Here is a 22,790-nt window from a genome sequence, read left to right as displayed (position 1 = left end):
TTTCCTTCAGGACCCTTGGGAGAACTGAATCTATGGCCGAAACGCAAAACGATCCCCTGCTGCCGGGATACTCGTTTAACGCGCACCTTGTGGCGGGACTGACCCCTATCGAGGCTGAGGGATACCTCGACTTTTACGTCGACCGACCGCTCGGCATGAAAGGGTATATCCTCAACCTGACCGTGCGAGGGGAAGGGATCATCAAGAACGGTGACCAGCAGTTTGTCTGCCGCCCCGGCGATATCCTGCTGTTCCCGCCGGGGGAGATCCACCACTATGGCCGTCATCCGGATGCCAAAGAGTGGTATCACCAGTGGGTCTATTTCCGTCCGCGCGCCTACTGGCAGGAGTGGCTTTCGTGGCCCGCCATTTTTGCGCATACCGGTTTTTATCGCCCGGATGAGGTTCATCTGGCGCAGTTTCGCGAGCTTTTTGCGCAGATTATCGAAGCGGGACAGGCCGGTGGTCGCTACGCCGAACTGCTGGCGATTAACCTGCTTGAACAGCTGCTGCTGCGACGGATGGAGGCGATTAACGAATCGCTTAATCCCCCGCTGGACAACCGCGTGCGCGACGCCTGCCAGTACATCAGCGACCACCTGGCCGATAGCCAGTTTGATATCGCCAGCGTTGCTCAGCACGTCTGCCTGTCGCCGTCGCGGCTGTCGCATCTGTTCCGCCAGCAGCTGGGCGTCAGCGTATTGAGCTGGCGCGAGGATCAGCGCATCAGCCAGGCGAAGCTGCTGCTCAGCACCACCCGGATGCCGATCGCCACCGTGGGGCGTAACGTGGGCTTTGAGGATCAGCTCTATTTCTCCCGGGTATTTAAAAAATGCACCGGCGCCAGCCCGAGCGAATTCCGCGCGGGATGTGAATAAACGGTAAAAAAAGATAAACAAACAGGTGAATGCAGAAAGCAACCTGTAAACTATTCAGACAATTGTTGCCTTGACGCGGTGCGGGGCGCTAAGCAGAATCGCTGATTCGTTTTCTGACCGGAATAGTTATGCAGGCATTGCTGGAACACTTTATTACCCAGTCCGTTATGTACTCGCTCATCGCCGTGGCGCTGGTGGCGTTTCTGGAATCGTTGGCGCTGGTTGGGCTGATCCTGCCCGGCACCGTGATGATGGCAGGACTTGGGGCGCTGATTGGCAGCGGCGAGGTTAATTTCTGGCAGGCGTGGCTGGCCGGGATTATCGGCTGCCTGCTCGGCGACTGGATCTCCTTCTGGCTGGGCTGGCGCTTTAAGAAGCCGCTGCACCGCTGGTCGTTCATGAAAAAGAACAAAGCCTTGCTGGATAAAACCGAGCATGCGCTGCATCAGCACAGCATGTTTACCATCCTCGTCGGCCGCTTTGTCGGGCCAACGCGTCCGCTGGTGCCGATGGTGGCGGGGATGCTGGATCTGCCCGTCGCGAAATTCGTGGTGCCGAACATTATCGGCTGCGTCTTCTGGCCGCCGTTCTACTTCCTGCCGGGGATCCTCGCGGGCGCGGCCATCGATATCCCTGACGGTATGCAAAGCGGTGAGTTTAAGTGGCTGCTGCTGGGTACGGCTGTGCTGCTGTGGCTGGCGGCATGGCTCTGCTGGCGGCTGTGGCGCAGCGCGAAAGCCAGCGTCGGTCGCCTGACGCGCTATCTTCCGCGCTCTCGCCTTTTGTGGCTGGCCCCGCTGGCGCTTGGCGTGGCTGTGGTAGCCCTGGTTGCGCTGATTCGTCACCCGCTGATGCCGGTATATGGCGAAATTCTGCTGAAGGTGGTGAGCCGTTAAGGTTTATTCCCTCTCCCCGTGGGAGAGGGCCAGGGTGAGGGCATCAGACGGCACGAATGCCCAACAGTGAAGACGCCCCCGCTTTACCGCTCAGCAGTTCTTCTGTTTTTCCATCCCACAAAATACGCCCTTCGGCAATCACTACCGATCGCGGGGCGATGCGGGCGGCATCCTCAATACTGTGTGAAACCATCAGCATCGTCAGCTGCTGGCGCTGGCAGACGTCCTGAACCAGGGCGAGCATCTCCTGGCGCAGCGCGGGATCGAGCGCCGAGAACGGCTCATCCAGCAGCAGTATCGGCTGCTCGCGCACCAGGCATCGCGCCAGCGCCACGCGCTGACGCTGGCCGCCGGAAAGCTCGCCCGGCAGCCTGTCGATGAACTCGTTGATCCCCATCTGGGCGGCAATGATCTCCAGCTTCTGGCGCTGGGCATCGTTCAGCCTGAGTCCCGGATGCATCCCCAGCGCGATGTTTTGCCGCACCGTCAGATGGGTAAACAGGTTGTTTTCCTGAAACAGCATTGAGACCGGACGTTTCGCGGGCGGCGTGTAGGTATGATCTTGATTGTTAATGACGATCGCACCGCTTGCCGGCTGCAGAAAACCCGCAATCAGATTAAGCAGCGTGCTTTTTCCCGCGCCGCTTGGGCCAAGCACGGCGATCATCTCCCCCTGGCGCGCGGAGAGCGTGAAGCGCATCGGCAGATGCTGGTAAAGCCAGGTTACATCAGTCAGTTTTAACATCACGCCCCGGAAGTTTTTCGATAACGGTAAATAAGGCAAAGCACAGCAGCAGCAGTAACAGCGCGGTGACCGCGCCGTCCTGACTGCGATAAGAGCCGATCTGCTGATAGAGCCAGTATGGCAGCGTGCGGAAATCTTCATTGCCAAAGAGAGCCACCACGCCAAAATCCCCAATCGACAGCACGCAGGCAAACGCCAGCGCCTGCGCCAGCGGACGTTTTAGCGCGCGCAGTTCCACCACCTTCAGCCGCTGCCAGCCCTGCATGCCCAGCGACTGGCACAGCAAACCGTAGCGGCTGTTGACGTCGCGCATCGGGTTTTCCAGCACTTTGAGCGCGTAAGGAATGGCCATCAGGGCGTTGGTGAAAATCACAATGCCATCGGCCCTTTCCGGCAGGCCGACGGTGCTGTTGAACAGTAAAAAGAAGCCCGTCGCCAGTACGATGCCCGGCATCGCCAGAATCAGCATGCCCGTCAGCTCCAGCGCCTGCCCGGCCTTTTGGGCCTGCCGGGCATAGAGTTCACGGCTGCTCCACAGCAGCATCATGGTCAGCACGACGCACAGTAACCCTGCCGCCAGCGCGATACGTAGCGAGGACCAGGTCGCCTGCCAGAGGATGGGCTGTTGCAGGACGGACATGAGATTGAGGTTCAGTCCGTCAACGATAACGGCCATCAGCGGCGGCAGCAGAAGCAGGAGCGCCAGCGCGATCAGGATAAAATCGGTAACGCGGCTGTGCAGGCTGTCCTGCGGATCGCGCCAGCCGGTTATTTGATTGCTGCCAGGGGGAATGGCTTTACTCAGCCGCTGGCTCAACAGCACCAGCACAAGGCAGCACGCCATCTGCACCATCGCCAGCAGCGCGGCGCGACCGGGATCGTAGTCGTAACTCAGCGCCTGGTAAATCGCCAGCTCAATGGTGGTGGCCTGCGGCCCGCCGCCGAGCGACAGCACGGTGGCAAAGCTGGCAAAGCAGAGCATAAAGATTAACGCCGCGACGGGCGGGATCTGGCGGCGCAGCCACGGCCATTCGACAAAGCGGAAGAATGAAACGCCGCGCATGCCGAGCTGGGCGGCAATCTGGCGCTGCTCGCCGGGAATGTTCTCCAGCGCCTGCAAAAAGAGGCGCGTTGCCATCGGCATATTGAAAAACACGTGTGCGAGCAGAATGCCCTGCAGTCCGTAAGGAGAGAATGACCATTCCAGACCAAGCTGGCCGAACAGCAAAGCCAGCCAGCCCTGGCGACCGTAAACGCTGAGGATCCCAAATACCGCCACCAGCACGGGCAGGATCAGCGTCATGGCGCACAGGCGCAGCAGTGCCAGCCTGCCTGGAAAACGCCGGCGATACAGGGCGCGCGCAAGAAAAATAGCCGGGAGCACCGACAGCAGGGCTGAGAGCGACGCCTGCCAGAAGGAGAACCGGATAACGTGCCAGAGGTAGCTGTCGTGCCAGAGGGCGAGCATGTCGCTCTCTGGCGCGTTGAACCACAGTGCAAGAAAAGCCCCCAGGCTGACCGCCACCATCACTGTGGCGGCGAGCAGCCCGGGAAGTAACCAGCCGGGAATCAACGGCTGACGGCGCGTTGCCATTCACTTACCCATGCTGCACGCTGCGCGGCGACCTGCTGCGGCGTAAACTCCAGCGAGGTTTTTGGTTTGGTCAGCTGCTCGAAACCTGCGGGCAGCGCAACGTTCGTGACCGGATACATCCAGTTGCCTGCGGGAATCGCATTCTGGAACGCCGGTGAAACCGTAAATTTCAGGAACTTCTCGGCCAGCTCCGGCTGTTTGCTGGCGGCGGTACGTGCGGCGACTTCCACCTGCAGATAGTGCCCTTCAGCAAAATCAGCGGCAGCATAGTTATCTTTCTTCTCGGCGATGATGTGGTAGGCCGGAGAGGTGGTGTAGCTCAGCACCAGGTCGCTTTCGCCTTTCAGGAACAGGCCATAGGCTTCGCTCCAGCCCTTGGTCACGGTGACGGTTTTGGCGGCCAGTTTCTGCCACGCTTCCGGCGCTTTATCCCCGTAAACCTTTTGCATCCAAAGCAGCAGGCCCAGGCCTGGCGTACTGGTGCGCGGATCTTCATAAATCACGCGCCATTTCTGGTCACTCTCAACCAGTTCTTTCAGGCTCTTCGGCGGGTTTTTCAGCTTATTTTTGTCGTAAACAAAAGCAAAGTAGCCATAGTCGAACGGCACAAAGGTGTCGTTTTTCCAGCCGCCCGGCACGTTAACGGCATCTGCCGCGACGCCGCTTTTGGCAAACAGTTTGGTTTGCGAGGCGGCCTCCAGCAGGTTGTTATCCAGCCCGAGCACTACGTCGGCCTTGCTGTTTTTCCCTTCCATGCGCAGACGGTTGAGCAGCGATACGCCATCTTCCAGCGCCACGAACTTCAGCTCGCAGTTACAGTCAGCTTCGAAGGCTTTTTTAACCACCGGGCCAGGGCCCCAGTCGGCAGAGAAGGAGTCATAGGTGTAGACCGTCAGGACGGGCTTCGCAAAAGCAGGCAGCGCAAACAGCGCCAGCAGGGGGAGAACTTTTTTTAACACTTTGCACCTCAAAGTTGAGTGGCAAAGGATTTTGAGAGACAGCCTCAAATCCCTTCGCCGGCGTTATCCGGATCAGGTTCGACGGGTATTATCTCAGCGCACATCTGTGATGCAGCACCCCGTTGAGAACGGCGCTATTGTAATGATTTGGTGAATATTACGAAAGCGTTATGGCTCCGGCGGCGCAAACCAGGCGGATTTAAAATCAAACCAGCCCAGGGTGTTCATCCGCAGGCCGCGCATGCTGCGCTGGCCCTGGATCATCAGCCAGTGGTGGATCAAGGGTACGATCGCCTGCTCGGCCAGAAGCTGCTGGCACCACGCTGCAAGATTCATTTCGCCCGCGCGCCACAGGGCGGCATCCTGCTGCCAGTCACGGTCGATGCAGTGCTGGATCAGCGGGACTTCATACAGATGCGAGAAAAGGGAAAAATCGAGCGGCAGGGTAAAGTTGGCGCTGTTGAGCCAGATATCACTGGCGATCTCCCCCTGATGCCATTCGTCATAGTCCACTTCCCTGACCTCTAACGTGACCCCCTCGGCTGCCAGCAGCCGGGTCATGATTCTGGCGATAAAACGATGCTCCACGTGTTCGCGGTAGTAGGTCAGGGTGATGGACTCCAGCCCTGCGGGTTTGTCGCAGTGCACCGGGCGGGCGTGGTGCCAGCGCGGAAGCAGGCCGTACGCCGGGAACCAGTATGTCTGGTACTGCTCTTCCGCATGGTAAATCAGATTGGAAGGGGACAAAACGTGGCTAACCCACTTGCGGACGGCCTGGTTTGCCCCACGGTGGGTGCGGCGGTCAAACAGGAGATAGTAACACCCTTCCTCGAGGCGACTCTCCACGGCTTTTTCTCCCGTGGTGGGGCCTTCCAGCGTCAGCCCGCAGCTCAGGTCTTCATTGAGATCCGGCAATACCCAGACGTTCACTTCGTCGATGAGCGCCCGATAGCCAAAGTAGTCGTCGAACGCGCGGATTTTCAGCTGATTGCTGTTATTGCGGGACACGGAGTAAGGCCCGGTGCCAATCGGCAGGCTGGCAAAATTGTTCATTGATTCCCACTCGCCGGGCAAAATCATCGACGGCACGTAGCCCAGCAGCCAGGGAAGCCACTTATCCTGTTGCGACAGCTCAATATCCAGCGTCCAGGCCGTGGGCGAGTGGATGCGGGAGATATGCGAGTAGAGCGGTAGCCTGCGGGCACGTTCCAGGGAGGCGATGACGTCGTGCATTTCCAGCTCGCGGCCGTGGTGAAAGTGGATGCCGGGGCGTAAAAAGAAGCGCCAGTGGCGCGGGGAAAGTTGCTGCCAGTGATGCGCGATATCCGCCTCCAGTTCCCCGTTTTCCTCATTTATCCGCGTCAGGCCGCTGAAGATTTGCCGGGCCATATGCGTTTCTGAGCGGCGTAAGGCCGTGCCGGGCAACAGATTTTTCATCGGACGGTAGTAGAGCACCCGCAGAATGTGGCGGCCCTGACGAAAGCTGCGCCCGAGATGGGAAACCAGCATCTGGCGCACGGCGGCTTTGTCGCCAACCAGCTGTACCAGCTGATCGATGCGGTCCTGCTCGAGCAGATCTTCCGCGCGCTGCTGCTGCAGCGCCAGCCCGGTATAGAGGAAGGTCAGCCGCGAACGTTTGCCGCGTCCCGCCTCCGCTTCCCAGCTTAACCAGCCCTGCTGCTGCATGGTGTTGAGCAGCGTGCGCATATGGCGGCGGGAGCAGCTAAGCAGGTCAGCCAGCTCGTTGAGCGTAGTCTCCTGAGATTGCCCCTCGCAGCACTGCCAGAGGCGGATAAACTGTTGTTGCAGACGACCGGAAGGCATAAAAGGGGAACTCCTGACAAAAAACCAGCAATTTATTTATCCCTATATTAGGCCAATAATTCTCCCCGATGAAGCGAGGAGGTAAATTATGAAGAGGTCTACCGCACGTCAGTTCTATCAGCAGTACTTTTCAGCGACAAAAGGATCGTCCTGGCTGGCCCGCCGGTGTGCAGAGCAACGGCTGAAAACGTTAGAAGAATTGATGCAGTGGGACGTTACAACACCGACCTCTTCCCGCTAACTCGCCTCGATCATGTGTGACTGAGTATTGGTGCTTATCACCCGCCAGCAAAATGTTTTTGCTGGCTTTTTTCGTTTACTATTCACCCAATTTCGATTCGCTCTCACAAGGACTTGCGCATGCTCTGGTTGATGACGATGGGGCGACGCCTGAACGGCGTGTATGCCGCTTTTATGCTGGTGGCCTTTATGATGGGCGTGGCGGGGGCGCTGCAGGCGCCGACGCTGAGCCTGTTTCTCAGCCGCGAGGTGGGGGCGCAGCCGTTTTGGGTCGGCCTGTTTTACACCGTTAACGCCATTGCCGGGATCCTGGTCAGCCTCGCGCTGGCGAAACGATCGGACAGCCAGGGCGATCGCCGCAGGCTGATCCTCTTTTGCTGCGCCATGGCCGTGGGAAACGCGCTGCTCTTTGCCTTCAACCGTCATTATCTGACGCTCATTACCTGCGGCGTGCTGCTGGCGTCACTGGCGAACACCGCCATGCCGCAGCTGTTCGCGCTGGCCCGTGAATATGCGGATAACTCGGCGCGTGAAGTGGTGATGTTCAGCTCGGTGATGCGCGCCCAGCTTTCGCTGGCGTGGGTCATTGGTCCGCCGCTGGCCTTCATGCTGGCGTTGAACTACGGCTTTACCACCATGTTTTCCATCGCCGCCGGGATTTTTGTCATCAGCCTGGCGCTGATTGCCTTCGCGCTGCCGTCCGTGGCGCGCGTCGAACAGACGACGGATAAACCTGTCACCGAGGTGAGCGGCTGGCAGGACAAAAACGTCCGCATGCTGTTTATTGCCTCCACCCTGATGTGGACCTGCAACACCATGTACATCATCGATATGCCGCTGTGGATCAGCAGCGATCTGGGCCTGCCGGACAAGCTCGCGGGGATCTTAATGGGAACTGCCGCCGGGCTGGAAATTCCGGCAATGATTCTGGCGGGTTACTACGTTAAGCGCTTTGGAAAGCGCAGGATGATGATTGTCGCCGTGGCGGCCGGGGTGCTGTTCTACGCGGGGCTGATCCTTTTCCATTCGCGGGAAGCGTTGCTGGCGCTGCAGCTGTTTAACGCCGTGTTTATTGGGATTGTTGCCGGGATCGGCATGCTCTGGTTTCAGGATCTCATGCCCGGTCGTGCCGGCTCGGCGACCACGCTTTTTACCAACAGCATTTCAACCGGGGTGATTCTGGCGGGCGTGATTCAGGGGGCGCTGGCGCAAAGCTACGGGCATGCGTCTGTCTACTGGATGATTGCGGCGCTATCCGTCGTGACGCTCCTGCTGACCTGCCGCGTAAAAGACGTGTGATCGGATGAGCGAAACGGAGCCCGGGAACGCCGGGCTCTGTGAACCGTTTTATTCTGAATACTGATATTTACGCTGCGCGCGTAGCGTCAGGTACATATGAACGAGGCCCATGAAGCCGTGTGCCCAGAAATATGTCTCAATAAAGACCGTCAGGAATTTATGCAAATCCAAGACGGATTCCGTGACGGACGAAACCGGCCCGAGCGTGGCGTTCAGCACGAACCAGGCCGCGCCGCAGAGTGCAACGCCCAGCAGCGCCAGCACGCCCAGACCTTGCACCGTTGCTGCCATACCGCCGGCATGCGCGTCAGGAAGCTGACGCTGCGCGAGGGTGCGAATATCGTCAACAATTCCGCGAAAATCCAGCGCCAGCCAGGCGAAGTAATACTTAAATCCGCGCTGGGTTAACATCCATGCCATCATGGCAATGCCACAAAAAAATAAACCAAACCCGGAGATAACATGGATCCAGGTGACAATTCCGTTCAGCCCGGATTCGTGGAGGGCTTCACTTTCGGTGAAATTAGAATTGATAATCTGGGCGAGGACCAGTACGGCCACAAGAATGTGCAGTATGCGAAGAAAAGGCGTTTCTTTATGGGGAAGCGTATCGCGTAAATTTGGTTTCATCGCTTTTTACCTCAATAATGAGAGAGCTGATGCGATGCAGTGTGACGCAGATTAATTAACGAAACCTTAACGGTCGCTTGCGTCACACTGTATTTATGCGTTCCGGTTAGTGGGCAGGATCAATATGCGTCATCACGTTCAGCACATTGAATTTTTGCATCACGTTATTTCTGGCATTCACGGCAATCTGATGTCCTTCTTTTACGCTTAATTCGCCGTTCACTTCCAGATGGACATCGACAAGGGCTAAATCGCCCATCTTGCGGGTTTTTAAATCATGGAGTCCGGTGACGCCCTCGGTTGCGAGAAGACACGTTTTGATGTCGTGCTCCAGCTCGGGCTCAAGCGAACGGTCCATCAGATCGTGCAGGGCATCGGCAGCAAATTTGTAACCCATGTGGGCGATGAATACTCCGACAATCAGGGCCGCAATGAGGTCCATCGCGTGAAAACCCACTAAATTCCCGGCAATGCCGATGGCGACAACCACTGACGACGCTGCGTCAGAACGGGCATGCCAGGCATTGGCTATCAGCAGCGAGGACTGAATACGTTTTCCCGTGGCAAACATGTATCTGAACAGGCTTTCCTTCACCACCAGCGCCAGTATCGCCACCCACAGCGCGGCCCCTTTCACCAGCTGATGCGTCTCGGGGTGAAGCAGTTTATTGCCTGCGGACCAGAGCATCCCGACCCCCACAAGCAGCAGAATAGCGCCAATAATGAGCTTTGCGCCGTTTTCGAAACGCAGATGACCATAATGATGATCGATATCAGAGGCTTTCTGACTCTTTTTATTCGCAACCAGAACGACAAAGTCGGAGGATAAATCGGAAAGAGAATGAATCCCATCAGCAATTAAACCTTGTGAACCGGAAAATATTCCTGCAACTATCTGAAAGGCGGTGAGTAAACTATTTATTATTACGCTCACTAATGTGCATTTATGTATTTCCCGAGAACGGATATGAGACTCATTGCCATTTTTCTTTTCCATGATTATTTCCGCTACCAGCTGATTGAGCGATTATTTTGCGCACGGAACATTAAATTGACATTAAATATAACGTCATTATTGGCTGGGTTTGGGAAGTATTTACAGAAGGAGGGGGGGCTCGGGATAAAACGCGGCCTGCAGAGTGGACTGCAGGCCGGAGGATTATTTCATAAATGCGGGTTGTTTGTTTTCGTAAGCGGCAATCGCCGCGTCGTGCTGGAGGGTTAAACCAATGCTGTCCAGACCGTTCAGCATGCAGTGACGGCGGAACGCATCAATGCTGAAGCTGTAGGTCTTATCCCCGGCTTTCACCACTTCTGCTTCCAGATCCACTTCAAACGAAATGCCCGGATTCGCCTTAACCAGCGCGAACAACTCATCGACCTGTTCATCGCTCAGCGTGACGGGCAGCAGCTGGTTGTTGAAGCTGTTACCGTAAAAAATATCCGCGAAGCTTGGGGCAATGACCACTTTAAAACCGTAGTCGGTGAGCGCCCACGGCGCGTGCTCACGGGATGAGCCGCAGCCAAAGTTTTCGCGTGCCAGCAAAATGGAGGCGCCTTTATATTCCGGGAAGTTCATAACGAATTCCGGATTAGGCACTTCTCCCTTATCGTCCAGGAAACGCCAGTCGTTAAACAGATGTGCGCCGAAACCGGTACGCGTCACTTTCTGCAGAAACTGTTTTGGAATAATAGCGTCAGTATCGACGTTAGCGGCGTCCAGCGGGACAACACGGCCCGTATGTTGGGTAAATTTCTCTGCCATGATTGTCTCCTTATTTCAGACTGCGAATATCGGCGAAATGGCCGGTGACTGCCGCAGCGGCGGCCATTGCCGGGCTGACCAGATGGGTGCGCCCACCGCGGCCCTGACGGCCTTCAAAGTTACGGTTGCTGGTGGAGGCGCAGCGCTCGCCCGGATTCAGGCGATCGTTGTTCATGGCCAGACACATGGAGCAGCCGGGCAGGCGCCATTCGAAGCCCGCTTCGATAAAGATCTTATCCAGACCTTCGGCTTCCGCCTGGGCTTTCACCGGACCGGAGCCAGGTACCACCAGCGCCTGAACGCCTGGCGCCACTTTGCGGCCTTTGGCAATCTCGGCTGCGGCACGCAAATCTTCGATACGGGAGTTGGTGCAGGAACCGATAAATACTTTATCAATGGCGACATCGGTCAACGGCACGCCGGGCTTAAGCCCCATGTAGGCCAGCGCTTTTTCCGCACTGGCGCGCTCGACCGGATCGGTAAAGGATGCCGGGTCAGGGATATTGTCGTTAACGGAAATCACCTGGCCCGGATTGGTGCCCCAGGTCACCTGAGGCGCAATCTCTTCTGCCTGAAGAGTGACGACGGTGTCAAAGGCTGCGCCATCGTCGGTTTTCAGGGTTTTCCAGTACGCTACCGCGTCGTCAAAATTCTGACCTTTCGGCGCATGCAGACGACCCTTCACGTAGTTGAAGGTGGTTTCGTCCGGCGCGACCAGACCGGCTTTTGCGCCCATCTCAATCGCCATATTGCACAGGGTCATGCGTCCCTCCATGCTCAGCGCCTGGATGGCTTCCCCGCAGAACTCAACAACGTGACCGGTGCCGCCTGCGCTGCCGGTTTTACCGATGATGGCCAGCACGATGTCTTTTGCGGTAATACCCGGTGCGGCTTTACCCTTCACTTCAATCTTCATGGTTTTGGCGCGGCCCTGTTTCAGGGTCTGCGTTGCCAGCACATGTTCCACCTCGGAAGTGCCAATCCCGAACGCCAGAGCGCCAAACGCGCCGTGGGTCGCGGTATGGGAGTCACCGCAGACGATGGTCATGCCCGGCAGGGTGATCCCTTGCTCAGGCCCCATCACGTGGACGATGCCCTGATACGGATGGTTCAGGTCGTACAGCTCAACGCCAAATTCATTGCAGTTCTTAATCAGCTCCTGCATCTGGATACGCGCCATCTCACCCGAGGCATTGATGTCTTTGGTCTGGGTGGAAACGTTGTGATCCATCGTCGCGAAGGTTTTACCCGGCTGACGTACCGGACGCTTGTGCGCGCGCAGGCCGTCAAATGCCTGAGGAGAGGTCACTTCGTGCACCAGATGACGGTCAATGTACAGCAGCGGGGTTTCGTTCGGTGCCTCGTAAACAACGTGCGCATCAAACAACTTTTCATATAACGTCTTAGCCATGATTACACCCCTTCAGCGACATAGCGGGCAATGATGTCGCCCATTTCATCGGTACTGACTGCCGCCGTGCCGCGTGCTAAATCGCCGGTACGGACGCCTTCTTCTAACGCCCGGTTAATGGCGTTTTCAATTGCGGTTGCCGCCTCGCCTGCATCCAGGCTGTAGCGCAGCAGCAGGGCCAGGGAGAGGATCTGCGCAATCGGGTTGGCAATATTTTTGCCGGCAATATCCGGCGCGGAGCCGCCCGCAGGCTCGTACAGGCCAAAGCCTTCTTCATTCAGGCTTGCAGAGGGCAGCATGCCCATCGAGCCGGTGATCATCGCGCATTCGTCAGAGAGGATATCGCCGAACAGGTTGGAGCACAGCAGCACGTCAAACTGGGACGGATCTTTAATCAGCTGCATGGTCGCGTTGTCGATGTACATGTGCGACAGCGCGACGTCCGGGTACTGCTTAGCGACTTCGCTGACGATCTCGCGCCACAAAATGGAAGACTGCAGCACGTTCGCTTTATCAATGGAGGTCACTTTATGGCGGCGTTTGCGCGCCGACTCGAACGCGATGTGGGCGATACGCTCGATTTCGAAACGGTGATACACCTCGGTATCGAACGCTTTCTCGTGTTGTCCGCTGCCTTCGCGTCCTTTTGGCTGACCGAAATAGATCCCGCCGGTCAGTTCACGCACGCACAGAATGTCGAAACCGTTGGCGGCGATATCCGCACGCAGCGGGCAGAACTCTTCCAGACCCTGATACAGCTTCGCCGGACGCAGGTTGCTGAACAGTTTGAAATGTTTACGCAGCGGCAGCAGCGCGCCGCGTTCAGGCTGCTCTGCCGGCGGCAGGTGTTCCCATTTCGGGCCACCGACGGAACCAAACAGCACGGCATCGGCATTTTCGCAGCCTTCCACGGTCGCTTTTGGCAGCGGCGTACCGTGGTTATCAATCGCAATACCGCCCACGTCGTAGTGGCTGGTGGTGATTTTCATCGCAAAACGCGCGCGAACGGCTTCCAGTACTTTCAGCGCCTGTGCCATCACTTCCGGACCAATACCGTCGCCCGGCAACACAGCAATATGGTAATTCTTCGACATTACACGGTTTCCTTGTTGTTCTCTTTATTCTGAGCTTTGCGTTGCAACTCTTTTTCGACTTCGGCGGCGCGCCAGATGTTGTTCAACACGTGTACCATCGCTTTCGCGGAGGATTCAACGATATCGGTCGCCAGGCCCACGCCATGGAAGCGGCGGCCATTGTGGGTAACAACTATGTCGACCTGACCCAGTGCATCTTTGCCGTGGCCCTTGGCCGTCAGGTCATATTTCACCAGCTCAACGTCGTACTCGGTGACGCGATTAATCGCCTGATAGATGGCATCGACAGGGCCGTTACCGTTAGCGGCCTCTGCTTTAATTTCATCGCCGCAGGCCAGTTTGACCGAGGCGGTGGCGATGTCGCTGGAGCCGGACTGCACGTTGAAGTAATCCAGACGGAAGTGCTCCGGCTCTTCCTGCTGCTTGTTAATAAAGGCCAGCGCTTCCAGGTCATAGTCGAACACCTGGCCTTTTTTGTCGGCCAGTTTCAGGAACGCGTCGTACAGCTGGTCCATGTTGTAATCGCTGTCCTTATAACCCATCTCTTCCATACGGTGTTTAACCGCGGCGCGACCGGAACGGGAGGTCAGGTTCAGCTGTACTTGATTCAGGCCGATGGATTCCGGGGTCATGATTTCGTAGTTTTCACGATTCTTCAGGACGCCATCCTGGTGGATACCAGAGGAGTGCGCGAAGGCGCCGGTACCGACAATCGCTTTGTTAGCCGGAATGGGCATGTTGCAAATCTGGCTGACGGTCTGGCTGGTGCGCCAGATTTCGTTGTGATTAATGCGGGTGTGCACGTCCATGATGTCTTTGCGCACTTTGATCGCCATGATCACTTCTTCCAGCGAACAGTTGCCCGCGCGTTCGCCGATACCGTTCATCGCGCCTTCTACCTGACGCGCGCCAGCGTGGACGGCGGCGATAGCATTGCCTACGGCCAGACCCAAATCATCGTGGGTGTGGACGGAGATAATTGCTTTATCAATATTCGGCACGCGGTCATACAGGCCGGTGATGATGTTGGAGAACTCAAACGGCATGGTGTAGCCGACGGTGTCCGGGATGTTGATGGTTTTCGCGCCCGCGTTGATGGCGGCTTCCACAACGCGCGCCAGGTCTTCGATTGGCGTACGGCCCGCATCTTCACAGGAGAACTCAACGTCATCGGTATAGTTGCGTGCGCGCTTAACCATGTAGACCGCGCGCTCAATCACCTCATCCAGCGTGCTGCGCAGCTTGGTTGCGATGTGCATAGGCGAGGTAGCAATAAAGGTGTGGATACGGAACGCTTCGGCGACCTTCAGCGACTCGGCGGCGACGTCGATGTCTTTCTCTACGCAGCGCGCCAGGGCACAGACGCGACTGTTTTTAATGGTGTGCGCAATGGTCTGTACGGATTCGAAATCACCTGGGGAAGAGACAGGGAAACCGACCTCCATCACGTCAACACCCATACGTTCGAGAGCCAGCGCGATCTGCAGTTTCTCTTTTACACTCAGGCTTGCCTGTAATGCCTGTTCACCGTCACGTAAAGTTGTATCGAAAATAATGACTTGCTGGCTCATGGGTTAGGTCCTTGTCAGTCTTAGGGCGCCTTGCTACGAGCATAAAAAAACCCGCGCAGTGGCGCGGGTTTCTAGTCTTACTGGTGACGATTCAACGCTGAATTTCGCCCGCCAGTCTACCGCGCACAGTGGATGCGTTTAGTAGTAGTAGACCGGTGAAACGAATGGTGCGTGTCATGAATCGTGCTCCGTTAAATTCAATATGCTTTTAGTGGTACTGGATACGGTTGTTCATGTCAACCCCTGAGGATGAAAACGGGCCCGACAGATGGAATCAACCGGGTATTCACTTTAGCTAATTGTGCTGGTTTTAGCTTTTTTGACCCGATTAATTGTCTAATTTTGGACTTGAGAAAAGAGTTGCAGATACCAATAAATATAAATGTTTAAAAATGAGTGAAATGTTTTATGAGGATGCTTTGTGTTTAAATAGTTTTGATATCATAAACTTATAAATGTAGTGAATTTTTTCCGGAATGCTGGAAAGCGAATAGAGATAACAGGTTGTTAACTAACTGTAGGGCGATAGTAATAACAGTTTAATAATACTTAAATCATCATTAACCTGACGGCAATTGTATATTGGTTTGATTTATGGTTTCATTTAAATCCTAAAGTCAAACATATCAGTTTTGTTCATTAATTTTCGTTAATATAAAGTCTTTATTTATTCCGAATTTTAAATAATTCTCTTTCGCTGATCGTATTTGCATGATAAATGATATTTTTCAGGATTATTACCGTACGTTGGCAAAGGGGTGTAGCGTGACAGTGGAGTCAGAAGTGCCAGAAAATAATATTAAACAACCTCAAGCTACTGATGGGATTAAACCACAGTTACGCACGGTGGATCTGAATCTTCTGACGGTGTTTGATGCTGTCATGCAGGAACAGAATATCACCCGCGCTGCCCAAACCTTGGGGATGTCACAACCTGCCGTGAGTAATGCCGTTGCCAGGCTTAAGCTTATGTTTAACGACGAATTATTTGTTCGCTACGGGAGGGGGATCCAGCCTACGGCGCGCGCATTCCAGCTGTTTGGCTCCATTCGTCAGGCGTTGCAACTGGTCCAAAATGAGCTGCCGGGATCGGGCTTTGAACCCTTAAGCAGCGAGCGCGTATTCCATCTTTGTGTCTGTAGCCCTTTAGATAATTATTTAACGTCTATTATCTATAATAAAGTTGAAGAGATCGCACCCAATATCAATCTTGTTTTTAAATCATCCCTGAATCAAAACACAGAACATCAGTTACGCTATCAGGAGATCGAATTCGTTCTGGGGTATGAAGAGTTCCGTCGTCCGGAATTTTCCTGCGTGCCGCTGTTTAAAGATGAAATGGTTTTGGTCGCCAGTAAAAAACACCCGCGCCTGAATTCTCCGCTGCGAGAAAACGATGTTTATAACGAGCAACACGCCGTTGTTGCGCTCGACAGATATGCTTCCTTTAGCCTGCCGTGGTATGACACTGCGGATAAACAGGCGAGCGTGGCTTATCAGGGCATGGCCATGGTCAGCGTATTAAACGTGGTTTCCCAGACACAGCTGGTGGCAATTGCGCCGCGCTGGCTGGCAGAAGAGTTTTCTGACCCTTTAAATCTGCAAATTTTGCCTCTGCCGCTCAAGCTAAATAGCCGTACCTGTTATCTTTCCTGGCATGAAGCAGCGGGCCGGGATAAAGGACATCAGTGGATGGAAGAGTTGCTGGTTGGCATCTGTCGCCGGTAAACGCATCAGGATAAATCGCATCGTTTTATGTGATTTATCCTGAGTTTTTTTAGATAACTGCTATTTTCTTCTGTGATGATTTTTTTTGGCTGCTCTACGGCACGCAAAAATAGATGATTTCCTGCATTGTCGCGCTTTTCAGCGATGATTTATCACCTCACTCTCTATTCCCAGAGGAATTAACCATATCTTCTGTGAACGGCTGCTTTTTCTGCTTTACGCACCGTTTATCTCCCCGGGTTTGCTAATTGCCTGCCTCATAACGAGCGGTTAAGGTAAAGAACACTCTGCAAAATATAAGATTGGTTCATCCCAGTCGTAAGACGGTGCGGAAATGAATTCGGCAGTCCGTCTATAACAAAATGCCTGGAGGCAAAGCATGGAGATGTTGTCTGGCGCGGAAATGGTCGTTCGGTCGCTGATCGATCAGGGCGTAAAGCAAGTGTTCGGCTACCCTGGCGGTGCGGTTCTCGATATTTATGATGCGCTGCATACGGTTGGGGGCATTGACCATGTTCTGGTACGTCACGAGCAGGCGGCGGTACACATGGCTGACGGCCTGGCACGTGCGACGGGTGAAGTGGGCGTGGTGTTAGTCACGTCTGGCCCCGGCGCGACAAACGCCATTACCGGGATTGCAACGGCCTATATGGACTCTATCCCGCTGGTGATCCTCTCCGGGCAGGTGGCAACCTCACTGATTGGCTACGATGCGTTTCAGGAGTGCGACATGGTTGGGATTTCGCGTCCCGTTGTGAAGCACAGCTTTCTGGTCAAGCAAACAGAAGACATTCCCGGCGTATTGAAAAAAGCCTTCTGGCTGGCGGCGAGCGGACGCCCGGGACCGGTGGTGGTCGATCTGCCTAAAGATATTCTCAACCCGGCAAACAAGCTGCCTTATGTCTGGCCGGAATCGGTCAGCATGCGCTCTTATAATCCCACAACGCAGGGGCATAAAGGTCAGATCAAGCGAGCGTTGCAAACGCTTCTGGCAGCCAAAAAACCGGTGGTCTATGTCGGTGGCGGGGCGATCAACTCTGCCTGTGAAGCCCAGCTTCGTGAACTGATTGAAAAGCTTAACCTTCCCGTTGCGTCGTCGCTGATGGGGCTGGGGGCGTTCCCTGCCACCCATCGTCAGGCGCTGGGAATGCTGGGTATGCACGGTACCTATGAAGCCAACATGACGATGCATCATTCCGATGTGATCTTTGCCGTGGGCGTGCGCTTTGACGACCGCACCACCAACAACCTGGCGAAGTATTGCCCGAACGCTACCGTGCTGCACATTGATATCGATCCAACGTCAATTTCAAAAACGGTGTCGGCTGATGTGCCGATCGTCGGTGATGCCCGGCAGGTTCTGGAGCAAATGCTGGATCTGCTGACCCAGGAGAGTGCAACCCAGCCGCTGGATGAGATCCGCGACTGGTGGCAGCAGATTGAACAGTGGCGCGCGCGTCAGTGCCTGAAATATGACACGCAAAGTGAAAATATTAAGCCGCAGGCGGTCATTGAAGCGGTGTGGCGACTGACGAAAGGTGAGGCGTACGTGACCTCAGACGTGGGGCAGCATCAGATGTTTGCCGCCCTGTATTACCCGTTTGATAAACCGCGACACTGGATCAACTCCGGTGGTTTAGGAACCATGGGCTTTGGTCTGCCTGCTGCGCTGGGCGTGAAGCTGGCGCTGCCGAATGAAACCGTCGTCTGCGTGACGGGGGACGGCAGTATTCAGATGAACATTCAGGAGCTGTCTACCGCGCTGCAATATGAACTGCCGGTACTGGTGCTGAACCTGAATAACGGGTATCTCGGTATGGTGAAGCAGTGGCAGGATATGATCTACTCTGGCCGCCACTCTCAGTCATACATGAAATCGCTGCCGGATTTTGTTCGTCTTGCTGAAGCTTACGGCCATGTAGGCATGCGGGTGACCGATCCGGCTGAGCTGGAGACGAAGCTCGCGCAAGCGCTTGAGCACGTTAAAAACAACCGCCTCGTCTTTATGGATGTGATTGTTGATGGGACCGAGCACGTTTATCCGATGCATATTCGTGGTGGTGGTATGGATGAAATGTGGTTAAGCAAAACGGAGAGAACCTGATATGCGCCGGATATTATCTGTTTTACTGGAAAACGAGTCTGGCGCACTGTCTCGCGTCATTGGCCTTTTTGCGCAGCGCGGTTATAACATTGAAAGCCTGACCGTTGCCCCAACGGAAGACCCGACGCTGTCGCGCATGACGATCCAAACCGTCGGCGATGCCAAAGTGCTTGAGCAAATTGAAAAACAGCTGCATAAGCTGGTCGACGTACTGCGCGTGAGCGAGCTGGGGCAGGGGGCCTACGTTGAGCGTGAGGTCATGCTGGTGAAAATCCAGGCCAGCGGCTACGGGCGTGATGAAGTCAAACGCAATGCGGATATTTTCCGCGGACAAATTATCGACGTCACGCCTTCTCTTTATACTGTGCAGCTGGTCGGGACAAGCGACAAGCTGGATGCTTTCCTCGCGTCCGTGCGGGACGTTGCAAAAATTGTCGAGGTGGCGAGATCGGGTGTCGTAGGTCTGTCACGCGGCGAGAAAATCATGCGTTAGTTGTCAAAAAGGTTCGCCTCTTTCTGCCCGGTCACCAAAGCCGGGCTTTTTTTTGCGTAATCAGCCGACAACGCAGATAAAAGCGGTTGCCGCGAAGTCTTTTCTGCGTTTAGATGTTAAAAGATTTAACCATAACCTTGACAGGGCCATGGACTCTTTTCTTTTTTTAAGGGGCAATTGTGAAACTGGATGAAATCGCCCGGCTAGCCGGCGTGTCACGAACAACGGCCAGCTATGTGATTAACGGTAAAGCAAAGCAGTACCGTGTCAGCGACAAGACCGTTGAAAAAGTTATGGCGGTGGTTCGTGAGCATAACTACCATCCGAATGCTGTCGCAGCCGGTCTGCGTGCCGGGCGTACCCGCTCTATTGGTCTGGTGATCCCTGACCTGGAAAACACCAGCTATACCCGTATCGCCAACTATCTTGAACGTCAGGCGCGCCAGCGCGGCTATCAATTGCTGATTGCCTGCTCGGAAGACCAGCCCGACAACGAAATGCGTTGCATTGAGCATCTGCTCCAGCGCCAGGTGGATGCCATCATCGTGTCGACCTCTTTGCCGCCAGAGCATCCGTTCTACCAGCGCTGGGCGAACGACCCGTTCCCAATCGTGGCGCTGGATCGCGCGCTCGATCGCGAGCATTTCACCAGCGTCGTGGGTGCGGATCAGGATGATGCCGAAATGCTGGCCGCAGAGCTCAGAACGTTCCCCGCTGAAACAGTGCTGTATCTTGGCGCGTTGCCCGAGCTTTCCGTGAGCTTCCTGCGTGAGCAGGGATTCAGAACCGCCTGGAAAGACGATCCGCGCGAGGTTCACTACCTCTATGCCAACAGCTACGAACGTGAAGCCGCAGCGCAGCTGTTTGAAAAATGGCTGGAAACGCATCCGATGCCTCAGGCGCTGTTCACCACGTCATTTGCGCTGTTGCAGGGTGTCATGGATGTGACCTTACGTCGTGAAGGTAAACTGCCCTCCGACCTGGCGATTGCCACGTTCGGGGATAATGAGCTGCTCGACTTCCTGCAGTGCCCGGTGCTGGCGGTAGCACAGCGTCACCGCGATGTGGCTGAACGCGTACTTGAGATTGTGCTGGCAAGCCTGGATGAGCCGCGCAAACCGAAGCCGGGTCTGACGCGTATCAAACGCAATCTCTACCATCGCGGAATTCTAAGCCGCCAAAAATGAAATGACCGGGGCGGAGAAATCTGCCCCATTTTGTTGTGATTATTCGTGCAGATAATTCCCGGAGAGAAATTAGGATAATTCTTGCGGGATCGTAATCGCCTATTTTTTTAATTCATTCTGGCTTTTAAATTGTCCTTTAAAAGAACGTCCGGGCGATTTTAAACAGCTATCTTTGTATTATTTTGTTACAAACCCTCATCGGTCGATGAATATTCAGACGTTTTTCCTCTTACTGCTCCAGCTTACGTGGCAACCTCCGCGCTTACCGGGCACCTGGATGAATCTGGCGCTGTTATCCCCTGAGAATCTGTCATAAAATGCTGCCCGCGTCGCAAACTGACACTTTATATTTATCTGCGATGATATTGAGTGAGCTTTAACGCTAGTGTGCATATTCGGTTTTTTTCTTACAAATATTCATAACGTTAATTTTGCCTCGCCAGTTGTGCAGTTATTAACCAGGACTGTTTATCTCTGTAAATAGAGGGCTTTCGGGTCCTTATAGGGAGAGTCCTGGCTTGACAAGCTTTTCCCTCGCTCCGTAAACTCCTTTAGGTGGGAATTTGTGGGTTAAAGTGGTGAGGAGGGGTGAGACTGGCATGTTCCGTGGAGCTACGTTAGTCAATCTCGACAGCAAAGGGCGTTTATCGGTACCAACCCGATACCGCGACCAGCTGATTGAGAACGCTGCGGGTCAAATGGTTTGCACCATTGACATTAACTCCCCCTGCCTGCTGCTTTACCCCTTGCCTGAATGGGAAATTATTGAGCAAAAGCTGTCGCGACTGTCGAGCATGAACCCGCAGGAACGCCGCGTGCAGCGGCTGTTATTGGGACATGCCAGTGAATGTCAGATGGATAACGCAGGGCGGTTACTGATTGCCCCTGTGTTGCGGCAACATGCCGGTCTGACCAAAGAAGTGATGCTGGTCGGGCAGTTCAACAAGTTTGAACTGTGGGATGAAACGACCTGGTATCAACAGGTCAAGGAAGATATCGACGCTGAGCAGTCTGATTCCGCGACATTATCGGAACGGCTGCAGGACTTGTCTCTATAAATATGATGGAAAATTATAAACACAAAACGGTGTTACTGGACGAGGCCGTAAACGGTCTGAATATTCGTCCGGATGGCATCTACATTGATGGCACGTTTGGTCGCGGTGGTCACTCGCGTTTGATTCTCTCCCAGCTTGGAGAGGAAGGACGTCTGCTGGCAATCGATCGCGATCCGCAGGCAATTGCCGTTGCACAAACCATCAATGACCCACGCTTTTCCATCGTGCATGGACCTTTCTCTGCGCTCGCGGATTATGTTGCCGAGCGTGGCCTGACGGGCAAGATCGACGGGATTCTTCTCGATCTTGGCGTCTCTTCACCCCAACTTGATGATGCTGAACGTGGTTTCTCCTTTATGCGTGATGGTCCGCTGGATATGCGTATGGACCCGACGCGCGGTCAGTCTGCCGCTGAGTGGTTACAGACCGCTGACGAAGCAGATATTGCATGGGTCATCAAAACGTTTGGCGAAGAGCGCTTTGGCAAACGTATTGCGCGCGCCATCGTTGAGCGCAATCGCATTGAGCCCATGACCCGCACCAAAGAGTTGGCCGAAGTGATCGCGGCGGCGACACCGGTGAAGGATAAGCACAAACATCCCGCGACCCGTACCTTCCAGGCGGTTCGCATCTGGGTAAACAGTGAACTGGAGGAAATAGAGCTGGCGCTAAAAAGCTCGCTCGACGTGCTGGCCCCGGGTGGGCGGTTATCCATCATCAGCTTCCATTCGCTGGAAGACCGTATTGTGAAACGCTTTATGCGTGAGCAAAGCCGCGGTCCACAGGTGCCAGCGGGGCTGCCGATGACGGAAGAACAACTCAGGAAACTGGGTGGCCGTCAGTTGCGAGCATTAGGCAAGTTGATGCCGGGCGAAGAAGAAGTGGCAGAGAATCCACGCGCCCGTAGTTCAGTGCTGCGTGTTGCAGAGAGGACGAACGCATGATCGGCAGAGTGACAGAGACCCTAAGCAAAGTTAAGGATTCGTTAGGAAGCAACGAGCGCCATGCCTTGCCTGGCGTGATCGGCGACGATCTTTTGCGGTTTGGGAAACTGCCACTCTGTCTGTTCATTTGCATCATTGTCACGGCAGTTACGGTGGTGACCACCGCCCACCATACACGTTTATTGACTGCGCAACGCGAGCAGATGGTATTGGAACGCGATGCGCTGGATATTGAATGGCGAAATCTGATCCTTGAAGAAAACGCGCTCGGCGATCACAGCCGGGTTGAACGGATCGCAACGGAAAAGCTGCAGCTGCAGCATGTTGATCCTTCGCAGGAAAATATCGTAGTACAAAAATAAGGGAAAAC

At 55.0% G+C, this 22,790-nt stretch carries 22 protein-coding genes and 1 riboswitch; of the genes, 11 read left to right on the top strand and 11 right to left on the bottom strand.

Going from position 1 to position 22,790, the window contains the following annotated elements; all coding sequences use genetic code 11:
- Positions 1 to 32: 32 nt before the first annotated feature.
- Complete coding sequence (gene araC / locus M2422_RS11090; RefSeq protein WP_023310373.1) at positions 33 to 878, top strand: arabinose operon transcriptional regulator AraC; 846 nt, start codon at positions 33 to 35, stop codon at positions 876 to 878.
- A gap of 128 nt (positions 879 to 1,006) precedes the next feature.
- A complete protein-coding gene (locus M2422_RS11085) occupies positions 1,007 to 1,774 on the top strand; it encodes a DedA family protein (RefSeq protein WP_064673224.1) in 768 nt (255 codons plus the stop codon).
- Between the two features lie 43 nt (positions 1,775 to 1,817).
- Here M2422_RS11085 and thiQ read toward each other — a convergent pair whose 3' ends face one another.
- From thiQ to sgrR, 4 genes are all read right to left on the bottom strand, one after another.
- Entirely contained in the window at positions 1,818 to 2,519 is a 702-nt protein-coding gene (gene thiQ, locus M2422_RS11080; protein ID WP_064673225.1) for a thiamine ABC transporter ATP-binding protein ThiQ, read from the bottom strand.
- Positions 2,503 to 4,113 carry a thiamine/thiamine pyrophosphate ABC transporter permease ThiP gene (gene thiP, locus M2422_RS11075; RefSeq protein WP_064673226.1) on the bottom strand — a complete coding sequence of 537 codons (1,611 nt, stop codon included), beginning with the start codon at positions 4,111 to 4,113 and terminating at the stop codon, positions 2,503 to 2,505. The genes thiQ and thiP overlap by 17 nt, the downstream gene beginning before the upstream one ends.
- The gene (gene thiB, locus M2422_RS11070; RefSeq protein WP_064673227.1) at positions 4,089 to 5,072 is read right to left on the bottom strand and encodes a thiamine ABC transporter substrate binding subunit; all 984 of its coding nucleotides are present in this window, start codon (positions 5,070 to 5,072) and stop codon (positions 4,089 to 4,091) included. Before thiB ends, thiP begins: the two co-directional genes overlap by 25 nt.
- Before the next feature lie 31 nt (positions 5,073 to 5,103).
- A riboswitch (TPP riboswitch) is annotated at positions 5,104 to 5,204 on the bottom strand.
- 36 nt (positions 5,205 to 5,240) lie between these two features.
- Positions 5,241 to 6,896 carry an HTH-type transcriptional regulator SgrR gene (sgrR, locus tag M2422_RS11065; protein ID WP_033144620.1) on the bottom strand — a complete coding sequence of 552 codons (1,656 nt, stop codon included), beginning with the start codon at positions 6,894 to 6,896 and terminating at the stop codon, positions 5,241 to 5,243.
- A gap of 88 nt (positions 6,897 to 6,984) precedes the next feature.
- Between sgrR and sgrT the strand changes: the two genes are divergently transcribed.
- Complete coding sequence (sgrT, locus tag M2422_RS11060; RefSeq protein WP_023334488.1) at positions 6,985 to 7,137, top strand: glucose uptake inhibitor SgrT; 153 nt, start codon at positions 6,985 to 6,987, stop codon at positions 7,135 to 7,137.
- A gap of 119 nt (positions 7,138 to 7,256) precedes the next feature.
- Positions 7,257 to 8,435, top strand: coding sequence for a sugar efflux transporter (locus M2422_RS11055; RefSeq protein WP_023310380.1), 1,179 nt, complete (start codon positions 7,257 to 7,259; stop codon positions 8,433 to 8,435).
- Positions 8,436 to 8,483: 48 nt separating this feature from the next.
- Here the strand turns inward: M2422_RS11055 and M2422_RS11050 are convergent, their stop codons facing one another.
- From M2422_RS11050 to leuL, 7 genes are all read right to left on the bottom strand, one after another.
- Entirely contained in the window at positions 8,484 to 9,065 is a 582-nt protein-coding gene (locus M2422_RS11050) for a cytochrome b/b6 domain-containing protein (protein ID WP_259140730.1), read from the bottom strand.
- A 106-nt stretch (positions 9,066 to 9,171) separates the two neighbouring features.
- Entirely contained in the window at positions 9,172 to 10,062 is an 891-nt protein-coding gene (locus tag M2422_RS11045; protein WP_069303664.1) for a cation diffusion facilitator family transporter, read from the bottom strand.
- Positions 10,063 to 10,224: 162 nt separating this feature from the next.
- Complete coding sequence (leuD, locus tag M2422_RS11040) at positions 10,225 to 10,830, bottom strand: 3-isopropylmalate dehydratase small subunit (protein WP_064673230.1); 606 nt, start codon at positions 10,828 to 10,830, stop codon at positions 10,225 to 10,227.
- A gap of 10 nt (positions 10,831 to 10,840) precedes the next feature.
- Positions 10,841 to 12,241 (bottom strand): 3-isopropylmalate dehydratase large subunit, encoded by a 1,401-nt coding sequence (gene leuC / locus M2422_RS11035; protein WP_033144624.1) that lies wholly within the window; start codon positions 12,239 to 12,241, stop codon positions 10,841 to 10,843.
- A gap of 2 nt (positions 12,242 to 12,243) precedes the next feature.
- Entirely contained in the window at positions 12,244 to 13,335 is a 1,092-nt protein-coding gene (gene leuB, locus M2422_RS11030; RefSeq protein ID WP_047060144.1) for a 3-isopropylmalate dehydrogenase, read from the bottom strand.
- Positions 13,335 to 14,906 (bottom strand): 2-isopropylmalate synthase, encoded by a 1,572-nt coding sequence (gene leuA / locus M2422_RS11025; protein WP_064673231.1) that lies wholly within the window; start codon positions 14,904 to 14,906, stop codon positions 13,335 to 13,337. Before leuA ends, leuB begins: the two co-directional genes overlap by 1 nt.
- A gap of 91 nt (positions 14,907 to 14,997) precedes the next feature.
- Positions 14,998 to 15,084, bottom strand: coding sequence for a leu operon leader peptide (leuL, locus tag M2422_RS23925; RefSeq protein ID WP_071786497.1), 87 nt, complete (start codon positions 15,082 to 15,084; stop codon positions 14,998 to 15,000).
- Positions 15,085 to 15,671: 587 nt separating this feature from the next.
- Here leuL and leuO point away from each other — a divergent pair.
- The 7 genes from leuO (at position 15,672) to ftsL (ending at position 22,782) form a co-directional block, all read left to right on the top strand.
- Positions 15,672 to 16,634: a transcriptional regulator LeuO gene (gene leuO / locus M2422_RS11020; protein ID WP_045888154.1), complete on the top strand. Its 963-nt coding sequence runs from the start codon at positions 15,672 to 15,674 to the stop codon at positions 16,632 to 16,634.
- Positions 16,635 to 17,013: 379 nt separating this feature from the next.
- Positions 17,014 to 18,738 (top strand): acetolactate synthase 3 large subunit, encoded by a 1,725-nt coding sequence (ilvI, locus tag M2422_RS11015; protein WP_033144626.1) that lies wholly within the window; start codon positions 17,014 to 17,016, stop codon positions 18,736 to 18,738.
- Position 18,739: 1 nt separating this feature from the next.
- Positions 18,740 to 19,231, top strand: coding sequence for an acetolactate synthase small subunit (gene ilvN / locus M2422_RS11010; RefSeq protein WP_023310389.1), 492 nt, complete (start codon positions 18,740 to 18,742; stop codon positions 19,229 to 19,231).
- 179 nt (positions 19,232 to 19,410) lie between these two features.
- A complete protein-coding gene (gene cra / locus M2422_RS11005; protein ID WP_008501993.1) occupies positions 19,411 to 20,418 on the top strand; it encodes a catabolite repressor/activator in 1,008 nt (335 codons plus the stop codon).
- Between the two features lie 599 nt (positions 20,419 to 21,017).
- The gene (mraZ, locus tag M2422_RS11000; protein WP_021240528.1) at positions 21,018 to 21,476 is read left to right on the top strand and encodes a division/cell wall cluster transcriptional repressor MraZ; all 459 of its coding nucleotides are present in this window, start codon (positions 21,018 to 21,020) and stop codon (positions 21,474 to 21,476) included.
- A 2-nt stretch (positions 21,477 to 21,478) separates the two neighbouring features.
- Complete coding sequence (gene rsmH, locus M2422_RS10995) at positions 21,479 to 22,420, top strand: 16S rRNA (cytosine(1402)-N(4))-methyltransferase RsmH (RefSeq protein ID WP_021240527.1); 942 nt, start codon at positions 21,479 to 21,481, stop codon at positions 22,418 to 22,420.
- Positions 22,417 to 22,782, top strand: a complete 366-nt coding sequence (ftsL, locus tag M2422_RS10990; RefSeq protein WP_008501989.1) for a cell division protein FtsL — start codon at positions 22,417 to 22,419, stop codon at positions 22,780 to 22,782. Before rsmH ends, ftsL begins: the two co-directional genes overlap by 4 nt.
- Positions 22,783 to 22,790: the final 8 nt, after the last annotated feature.

The organism is Enterobacter sp. SLBN-59, assembly GCF_024807915.1.
In the GTDB taxonomy this organism is placed as follows: Bacteria; Pseudomonadota; Gammaproteobacteria; order Enterobacterales; family Enterobacteriaceae; genus Enterobacter; species Enterobacter asburiae_B.
The sequence above is the reverse complement of the archived record's forward strand: the minus strand, read 5'-3'. Positions and strand labels throughout refer to the sequence as shown.